General features: G+C 70.7%; 8 protein-coding genes. 3 read left to right on the forward strand and 5 right to left on the reverse strand.

Annotated elements, in window-relative coordinates; all coding sequences use genetic code 11:
* Nucleotides 1-303 (forward strand): bifunctional nuclease domain-containing protein (locus tag WA805_RS10665; protein ID WP_425242256.1); only part of this gene is annotated, 303 nt, incomplete at its 5' end.
* Between the two features lie 25 nt (nucleotides 304-328).
* Here WA805_RS10665 and WA805_RS10670 read toward each other — a convergent pair.
* The 5 genes from WA805_RS10670 to WA805_RS10690 form a co-directional block, all read right to left on the reverse strand.
* On the reverse strand, nucleotides 329-1,339 hold the full coding sequence (locus tag WA805_RS10670; RefSeq protein ID WP_422271401.1) for a COX15/CtaA family protein: 1,011 nt from the start codon (nucleotides 1,337-1,339) through the stop codon (nucleotides 329-331).
* Complete coding sequence (locus WA805_RS10675) at nucleotides 1,255-2,232, reverse strand: EamA family transporter (protein WP_422271403.1); 978 nt, start codon at nucleotides 2,230-2,232, stop codon at nucleotides 1,255-1,257. Before WA805_RS10675 ends, WA805_RS10670 begins: the two co-directional genes overlap by 85 nt.
* A complete protein-coding gene (locus WA805_RS10680) occupies nucleotides 2,223-2,993 on the reverse strand; it encodes an ABC transporter permease (protein ID WP_424563015.1) in 771 nt (256 codons plus the stop codon). The genes WA805_RS10675 and WA805_RS10680 overlap by 10 nt, the downstream gene beginning before the upstream one ends.
* Nucleotides 2,990-3,889: an ABC transporter ATP-binding protein gene (locus WA805_RS10685; RefSeq protein ID WP_422287383.1), complete on the reverse strand. Its 900-nt coding sequence runs from the start codon at nucleotides 3,887-3,889 to the stop codon at nucleotides 2,990-2,992. Before WA805_RS10685 ends, WA805_RS10680 begins: the two co-directional genes overlap by 4 nt.
* Before the next feature lie 109 nt (nucleotides 3,890-3,998).
* A complete protein-coding gene (locus WA805_RS10690) occupies nucleotides 3,999-5,384 on the reverse strand; it encodes a metallophosphoesterase (RefSeq protein ID WP_425242257.1) in 1,386 nt (461 codons plus the stop codon).
* A 189-nt stretch (nucleotides 5,385-5,573) separates the two neighbouring features.
* Here WA805_RS10690 and WA805_RS10695 point away from each other — a divergent pair, with 189 nt between their 5' ends.
* Nucleotides 5,574-6,464: a DUF952 domain-containing protein gene (locus WA805_RS10695; protein ID WP_425242258.1), complete on the forward strand. Its 891-nt coding sequence runs from the start codon at nucleotides 5,574-5,576 to the stop codon at nucleotides 6,462-6,464.
* Nucleotides 6,465-6,567: 103 nt separating this feature from the next.
* Nucleotides 6,568-8,863: valine--tRNA ligase (locus WA805_RS10700; RefSeq protein ID WP_425242259.1), on the forward strand; the 2,296-nt coding region annotated here is incomplete at its 3' end.

The following is an 8,863-nucleotide window of genomic DNA, read 5'->3' on the forward strand; positions in this document are numbered from 1 at the left end:
ATCACCCAGCTGCTCAGCTCGATCTTCTACGCCATCGTGGTCGTGCAGGGGCCGGCCGGTCCGCGGGAAGTTGACGCGCGGCCCAGCGACGCGGTGAACCTCGCGGTCGTGACCGGGGTGCCCATCCGGGTGAACGCCAGGCTGTTCGCGGCGGCGACTCCGGACCCCGACGCCGATGTGCGGCGCGTGTCGTTCCCGTCGGCGACCGCCGACATCGCGGCCGAGACCGTGCGGCGGCTGGCGGAAAAGCACGCGAAACGGCTCGGCACGCCCCCGGCGGACAGCGGAACGGCCGACGAGTAAGCCGCGTACGTTCCGGATAAGGATCTCAGGTGGCGGGCGCGGACGCCGGTGCCGCGGCTGTCGCATCGGCCGGCTCCACAGGGAGCGGCAGGCGCTCGCGGGTGGACAGGTACAGCCGCAGGACGAAGATCCACAGCAGCACCGACGTCGACACGTGCACCCAGACCAGGCCGGCCGGCAGGTGGTTGAAGTACTGCGTGTAGCCGATGACTCCCTGGGCGCCGAGCCCGACCAGCACTAGCCAGCCGAAGCGCACCGCCTGCCGCGGTGCGGCGGAGAAATGCAGCCCGATCACGATGGCGACCGCGAGCGCGCCGATGAACCAGCCGATGTCGGCGTGCAGCTGAGTGACGTTCTCCAGCGCGAGGTGGAACCGCGGCACGGTCGTCCGGTGCCCGTGGGAGTCGATCGTGGTGCCCGCGAGCGGCCCGCTGCCGGTGACCACGGTGCCCGCCGCCAGCATTAGCGCGGTGACGCCGACCAGCAGCGCGGTCAGCACGCGCAGGTCCATGCGGACCAGCCCCCTGGCCGGGCCGTCGCCCTCGCCAGCTCGCACGTACAGCACGACCGCCGCCGCGAGGATCGCCGACGACAGCAGGAAATGCACGGCCACCAAGGCCGGGTTGAGCCTGGTGAGCACCACGATCCCGCCGACCACCGCCTGGCCGACGATGCCGAGCGGCAGCGCTGCCGACAGCCAGACCAGGTCGCGGCGGCGCTGCCCGCCCGGACGGTACTGCCAGCAGGCGATGAACGCGAGCCCGCAGATCACGACGAGCGGGAAGTTCAGCAGCCGGTTGCTGAACTCGATCGCGGTGTTCAGGCTGGTCTGCCCGACGCTGTGCGCGGCGACGGCGCTGGTCTGGGTGCACTGCGGCCAGTCGGGACAGCCGAGTCCCGACGACGACAGCCGCACCGCCTCGCCGGTGGAGATGATGACCGCGTTGGCGATCACCGCCGCGAGCGCCAGCCCGCGCACCGAATCCCGCGTCGGCCGCAGGACCGGGCCCGTGACGCGCGCAAACCAGGAAGACACGCCCCACATCGTAACGCCTGGGGGCTGAGGGCAGGGCCGCCGCGGGCGGCACCGCCGCTGGCCACCGTGACGCAGCAGATCCCGGCCCATTCCGCCGGGCTGAGCCGCTGCCCGAGTATGGCGAGCCCGATCAGCGCGGCCACCGCGGGCTGCACGCTCATCCACACCCCGAACACCCGGGGCGGCACCCGCCGCAGCGCCTCGAACTCCAGCCAGTACGGGATCACCGACGACAGCAGCCCGATCGCGGCACCGATGAGCAGCAGCGACGGCCGGAACATCTGCGGCGCCCCGGCGGCGACCCCGGGCCCGGTGACGAGCACCGCCGCCACGCACATCGCGATCACCAGCCCAGCCGACCCGGGCACCCGCTGCCCGGTGGCCCTGCTGAACAGGATGTAGCCGGCCCAGCCGACGGCGGACAGCAGCGCCCACGCCACGCCCGCCAGGTCCAGGTGCCCGCCAGAGCCCTGGGCGAGCAGCAGCACGCCCGCGGCGGCCAGCGCCACCCAGGCGAGGCTAAGCAGCCGCGTTGTCTTATGAGCACTGGCGCCCGCCACTGCCACAGCGAGCGGCCCGAGGAATTCGATGGTGACCGCGATCCCGAGGGGGATCCGCTCGAACGCCTGGTAGATCGCGAAGTTCATCACGGCGAGAAATATCCCGAACGTGCCCGTGGCGACTGCGTCCCGCCACGCCCGCCTCTTGGCGAGGTCGGCCACGACCCTGGCGGCGCCGCGGCCGCCGATCGCGAGCATGATCAGCGCCGCGGACCACAGCCGCAGGGTGGTCACGGCCGCGGGCGGCAGCTCACTGAACAGCCGGGCGGCGATCCCCGCGCCGCTCTGCACGGAGACCGCGGCCGCCAGGACGAGGAGAGCGCTTACTCCCACCGGAAGAAGCGGACGGCGAGCGCGATCCCGACGACGGCCCAGACGGCGAGCGTCACGATGTTCTTCGCGGGGAACGCCGCCCCGTTGGCGAGCACGTCGCGCAGCCCGGTGGACAGCGCCCCGGAGGGCAGCAGCTCGAGCAGCGAGCGGGCGCCGGGCGGGAACTTGGTGAGCGGGAAGACCACGCCGCCGACGCCGAGCAGCACCACGTAGATCAGGTTCGCGGCCGCCAGGGTCGCCTCCGCGCGCAGCGTGCCGGCCAGCAGCAGGGCGAACCCGCTGAATGCGGCGGTGCCGAGTAGGACGAGGAGCGGGACCACGACGACCGCCGCGCCAACGGCGTTTGGCGACCAGCCGAGGGCGAGCGCGACGAGCATGATGATCACCGTTTGGGCGAGTTCCATGGCGATCACGGTGACTGTCTTGGCGGCGATCAGCCCGGTCCGCGACAGCGGCGTGGCGCCGAGCCGCTTGAGCACCCCGTACCTGCGCTCGAAGCCGGTGGCGATCGCCTGGCTGGTGAACGCGGTGGACATGACGGCGAGCGCGATCACGCCGGGGGTGAGAAAGTCGATCCTGGTGTAGCCGCCGCCGAAGCTGACCAGCGACTCCAGGCTGAACGCGGCGAGCAGCAGCAGCGGGATGATCAGCGTAAGGGTGAGCTGCTCGCCGTTGCGCAGCAGCGTCCTGGTCTCGAACCCCGCCTGCGCGGCGACCATCCGGCGCATCGGGGCGGCGCCGGGAGCGGGGGCGAACGTCATGACCGCAGCTCCCGTCCGGTCAGCTCGAGGAAGACGTCCTCCAGGGTGCGCGACTCGATCTGCAGGCTGCTGGGCAGCACGGCGCGTTCGGCGCACCAGGCGGTGACGGCGGCGAGCAGCGCGGGCTCGACGGTGCCGCCGGGCAGCACCTCGATGAGATAGTGCCCGGCGGGAGATTCCTTGGCCGCGCTGCCGGCCGGCAGCGCGGACAGCAGGCTGTCGGTGTCGAGCCCTGGCTCGGCGCGGAACCGCAGCTGCCCGGCCGAGCCGGTCAGCGTGGCGGGGGAGCCGTCGGCGACGACGCGTCCCGCGTCGATGATCACCACGTGGTCCGATAGCAGCTCGGCTTCGTCCATGAAGTGCGTGGTGAGGATCACGCTCACGCCGTCGGCCTTGAGCGCCCGGATCAGGTCCCAGGTGGCGTGTCTGGCCTGCGGGTCCATGCCGGCCGTCGGCTCGTCGAGGAAGACGAGCTCAGGGCGGCCGATCAAGGCCGCGGCCAGTGACAGCCGCTGCTGCTGCCCGCCGGACAGCCGCTTGTACGGGGTGCGTTTCGATCCACTGAGGCCGACGGTGTCAAGGAGCCAGGCCGGGTCCTGTGGTTTCTCATGAAACCGGCTGAGCAGCCTGAGGTACTCGCCGGCGGGCACCGCGGGCGGGATGCCGCCCGACTGGAGCATCACGCCGATCCTGGGGAGCAGCTTCGCGAGGTTCCGCGCCGGGTCGAGCCCGAGCACGCGGACGGTGCCGGCATCGGCGGTCCGGTACCCTTCGCAGACTTCGATCGTGGTGGTCTTGCCCGCGCCGTTCGGTCCGAGGATGGCGGTGACCTCGCCGCGGCGCGCGGTGAGGGTCAGCCCGTCGACGGCCGTCAGGGCGCCGTACCGCTTGACCATGCCGGCGATCTCCACGGCGGGCCCGGCGGGCTGAATGCTCACGCAGGAAGTCTAAGGCCGCTCGGGCCCGCCGGGGTGTCGCGGGTCCGACAAACTGTAGTAGTTCGGGCTAATCGGTCTTCTCGCCGCAGGGGGCGGCATGGCCGCACTCCTGGTCCTTTGGCTCGTGGCGGCGCAGGTGCTTGTGCAGGTGCCTGCGGTCGCGCAGGTGCTTGGGATCGGCGGGCCAGTTGGGGCCCTGCGGCCACGCCGCGACCGAGCACGGCGCCGTGGAGTGCGGGTTGCGCGCCCGGGCCATGAACCGCTCGAAATGGGTGGCGCCGGGAAGCTCGACCCGGGCGGACTGGAGCGTCGCCTGGCACGGGTGGTCCCCGTCGGCGGTGATCTCCAGCCAGGACAGCTGCTGGGTGCGCAGGTATACCGGCGGCATGCCGTGCAGGGTGTCGATCGCCTCGACCACCGAGGTGCACGAGCCCGCGTTGGCGTAGAAGCCCGTGTTTCCCGGGGCACTGCCGTGCGCGTGCAGCTCCGGGTGGTGCGTGTGCCCGGACAGGTACCCGGTGTAGCCGTCGGCGATAAGGTCGTCGGCGCGCTGCCTGGCGGCGGCATTCTGGCTGTAGCCGCGGCCGGCGAGGGCGAGGGCGCTGAGCGTGGTCCAGGCGCGGCGGGAGACGATGGCGAGGATCAGCGCGATGATCGCGATGTCCACGACCGCGCCGTAGCCGAGGATCTCCACGTCGTGCAGCCAGGTCGCGGTGTCCGGGTACCGGTTCTTGACCCGCCCCACTTCTGGCAGCACCAGGGCGAACAGCAGGATCGGCACCAGTACCAGCCACCACAGGTGGCGGATCAGCTTGCGGTACACCAGCCGGGAGGCGACGAACGACGGAAAGTCCGCCGGGTCTGCCATCTCGTGGAGGCCGGTGAGCCAGTCGCGGCCCAGCCACTCGATCTTCGGGATGACCTCCCGGACGACGTGGTGGCCGAGCGGGGTGTCGAGCGGGTTGCGCGGGTCGTGAAAGCAGTTGTACGGGTCGATCTGGTGGCCGTGCTCGACCCGGATCCGCTCGCCGCCCGGCAGCCGCAGGTCGGCGGCGAGGCACAGCCTGGCGCCGGTGACGTCACGCACGGCGTCCGCCGCCTTCAGGTCCCAGGCCAGGTCGCCGTCGTGGTTGCCGACCGTATAGATGACCTGCCCGCCGCGCTCGGTCACCCCGGCCAGGGCCTGGCACAGGTCGTCGTGCGCCTCCAGGATGTCGGCCGCCGTGGCGCTGGGGAAGGCCAGCATCTCCACGATGTCGCCGGCCAGCACGACGGTCAGCGGAACGGTCTCCCCGTCGAGCCGCCGGGCGATGACCTCACAGCACCGGCCGGACACCGTGGTCCGTTCCGGCGGCAGGTGCAGGTCGCTGATCGCGATGATCTTGCCGCCGGGCTGGACGGGCACGTCGAGCAGTTCGGCGACATCAAGCAGTTCAGGCGGGGGCGAGGCCACGTCGGATTCCTTCCCCCGGTCGGTGCCCTAATGCGGTACCGGGACAGACAGATCGGTGAAGCTTCGGTGAAGCGGAGCGCACAAAGAGTAGCGTCCCCCGCAGAATAGACGTAATGGTCCACCCTTCGGTTCGATGCCTCGGTTCGATGCCTCGGTTCGATGCACTGCCCGGCGGGGTAACTCGCCCTCGTGAGCCGCATCTACCACATCGCCACCCGCGCGGACTGGGCACGGGCGCAGCGCGACGGCGAGTACGCCACGTCGACGATCGGCAGATCCCTCGCTGACGAGGGATTCATCCACGCGTCGCAGGCCACCCAGGTGGCGGACGTGGCGAACAGGTTCTACCGCGGCGTCCCCGACGAGCTCGTGCTGCTGGTCATCGACCCGGACCGGGTGCGCGCCCCGATCCGCTACGAGCATGTGCCCGGCGCCGAAGACCCCTTCCCGCACATCTACGGCCCGCTCAACCCCGACGCGGTTCTCGCGGCCCTCCCGTTCTCCCCAGCCCAGGACGGCAGCTTCACCTTCCCCGAGCGAAAGATCGTCGTGTACGAGTTGTTGTCCCTCGACGGGGTTGCCGAGGACCCAGATGGTTTCTTTCCCGACTGGGACGGCGCGATGGACGCCAACCTTGCCGCTGTGATCGCGACACAGGACGCGGTCATTCTCGGCCGCCGTAGCTACACCGAATGGGCGCAGTTCTGGCCGAGCAGCCAGATCCAGCCATTCGCGACATTCATCAACGGAGTCACGAAGTATGTCGCGACATCGACGCCCCTGGACCGAGATTGGGCCAATGCGACGGTGCTCGACGGCGGGCTGGCCGAATTCGTCCGGGATCTCAAGCAGCAGCGCGGCGGCGATATCGGCGTCCACGCGAGTATCTCGGTCGCGCAGGCGCTGCTCGCCGCCGGCGTTGTCGACGAACTCAGGCTCGTGATAGCGCCGAGGATCGCCGGCCGCGGACGACGGCTTCTCGACGGCTTGCCATCGATTCAGCTCGAATCGATCCGAAGCGAGCTCTCGCCGGCTGGCTATCTGCTCGTCGACTATCGCGTTATCCGTGAAGCGCATTAACGGCTGATAACAGCAAGAAGCGGGGCGAGCGCTCGGCTCGGCGGCTGGCCGCTGGGATTAATCGGGTTTTCCGGGACGGGATGCGCGGCTAACCTGGGCCGGCATGGAGGGCAGCGAGTACGAGCATCAGGCCGTGGAGGCCGCGGCGCGTGCCTTGTGGGAAGACCACGACGTGTACCGGTACGACGCCGCGGGCAGCGGGGACGTGTTCAGCGTCGATACACCGCCGCCTTACGTATCCGCGGCGCATCTGCACGTCGGGCACGCAATGAGCTACTCGCAGCCGGACTTCATCGTCCGCTACCGGCGGATGCGCGGGGAGCGGGTGTTCTACCCGATCGGGTTCGACGACAACGGGCTGCCGACCGAACGGTACGTCGAGCAGGCCTACGGCGTGCGGGCCGCGGACATGCCGCGGGCCGAGTTCGTCCGGCTGTGCCTGACGGAGACCCAGCGCACCGCGGCCAGGTACGAGGATCTGTGGCGGCGGCTCGGCCTGTCCGTCGACTGGTCGCTGCGGTACTCGACCATCGACAGGCGGTGCCAGCGGACTGCCCAGACCAGCTTCGTGAAGCTGCACGAAGCGGGGTACCTGCGGCGGGCCAGCGACCCCATTCTGTGGTGCCCTGAAGACCGCACCGCGCTCGCCCAGGCCGACGTCGAGGACCTGGAGCGGACCAGCAGGCTGTACCGGATCGAGTTCCCCGGAGCAGCCCGCGGTCAGGAACCCCGCGGTCAGGAACCCCGCGGTCAGGAACTGAGTATCGCGACCACCCGGCCTGAGCTGCTGCCCGCCTGCGTGGCGCTGTACTGCCATCCAGCCGACCCGCGGTACGCGTCCATCGTGGGGACGCGGGCGACGGTGCCCCTGTTCGGCTACACCGTGCCGGTACTGGCCGACGAGTCGGTCGATCCGGAGTTCGGCACCGGGTTGATGATGGTGTGCACGTTCGGCGACGCCGAGGACGTGCTCAAGTGGCGGCGCGACGGGCTGCCGCTGCGCGAGGTGGTCACCGCCGACGGCCGCCTCGGCGAGCTGGCGGGCCCGTACGCCGGGCTCCAGCTCACCCAGGCCAGGGCGAAGATCGTGGCTGACCTCGACGCCGCCGGCTACCTGCGGGGCAGCGAGTCCGTGCGGCAGGTGGTCGGGGTGCACGAGCGGTGCCAGACGCCGGTGGAGTTCCAGATCAGGCCGCAGTGGTTCATCGCGGTGCGGGAGAACGCCGACCGGTTCCTGGCGCGGGCCGCGGAGATCGAGTGGATCCCCGCGTTCATGCGGCGGCGGCTCGAAGACTGGATCGACGGGCTCAAGTGGGACTGGAACATCACCAGGCAGCGGCACTACGGAGTGCCGTTTCCCGTGTGGTTCTGCGACGGCTGCGGCGCGCCGGTGCTGGCCCGGCTGGACGACCTGCCGGTCGACCCGCTGACCGACAAGCCGCCGGTGCCCGCGTGCCCGTCGTGCGGGTCGGCCGGGCTGCACGGCGATCCGGACGTGATGGACACCTGGATGACCTCGTCGCTCACCCCGCAGATCAACGACGGGTGGGCGTGGCGGCCCGAGGGGCCGGATCCGGCGCTGGCGCCGATGTCGATGCGGGTGCAGGCGTTCGAGATCATCAGGACCTGGCTGTTCTACTCGGTGGTGCAGTCGGAACTGCACTTCGGCCGGGTGCCGTGGCGCACCGCGCTGATCTCCGGGTGGGGGCTGAACGAGCAGGGCCGCAAGATCTCCAAGCGGGACCTGGAGCGGCACACCGGGGCGGACGGGTTCAACCGCTACGTGCCCGACGACGTGCTGGCCAAGTACGGTGCGGACGCGCTGCGGCTGTGGGCCGCCAAGGGCAGGATCGGCACCGACCTGCGGTACAACGAGAAGGACATGCGGACCGGGCGGAAGTTCGCCGTCAAGCTGTGGAACGTCGGCAGGTTCCTGTCCCTCAACCTAGAGTCGGCCGGGCAGCCGGCCGGCCCCCAGATTCCGGTGGCCGACCGCGACATCGTCGACCGCTGGCTGCTGGCCCACCTCGCGGAGACTGTCGACTTGTCGACGGACTTCTTCGAGGAACACGACTACATGCAGGCGTACGCCACCGCGTCGCGGATGTTCTGGTCGGTGTTCTGCGACCGGTACCTGGAGATGGTAAAAGACCGGCTAACCGGCGACGAGCAGGGCGCGCGGAGCGCGCGGCAGACGCTGCGCGAGTCGTTCCGCGTGCTGCTCGGGCTGTTCGCCCCGTTCGCCCCGTTCGTCACCGAGCACATGTACCAGCGGTTCTACGCGCCACTCGAGGGAACGCCGTCGCTGCACCTGACGAGCTGGCCGGCCGCCGGTCCCGCCTGGCGCGCCGACCCGGCGGCCCGTGCGGCGGTCGACCAGCTGGCGGTCATCCTCGATG

The organism is Trebonia sp., assembly GCF_049794275.1.
Taxonomy (GTDB): Bacteria; Actinomycetota; Actinomycetes; order Streptosporangiales; family Streptosporangiaceae; genus Trebonia.

Coding starts and splice junctions, on each gene's coding strand:
- WA805_RS10680 (WP_424563015.1), bottom strand. CDS start 2,993: ATGACGTTCGCCCCCGCTCCCGGCGCCGCCCCGATGCGCCGGATGGTC.
- WA805_RS10685 (WP_422287383.1), bottom strand. CDS start 3,889: ATGGTCAAGCGGTACGGCGCCCTGACGGCCGTCGACGGGCTGACCCTC.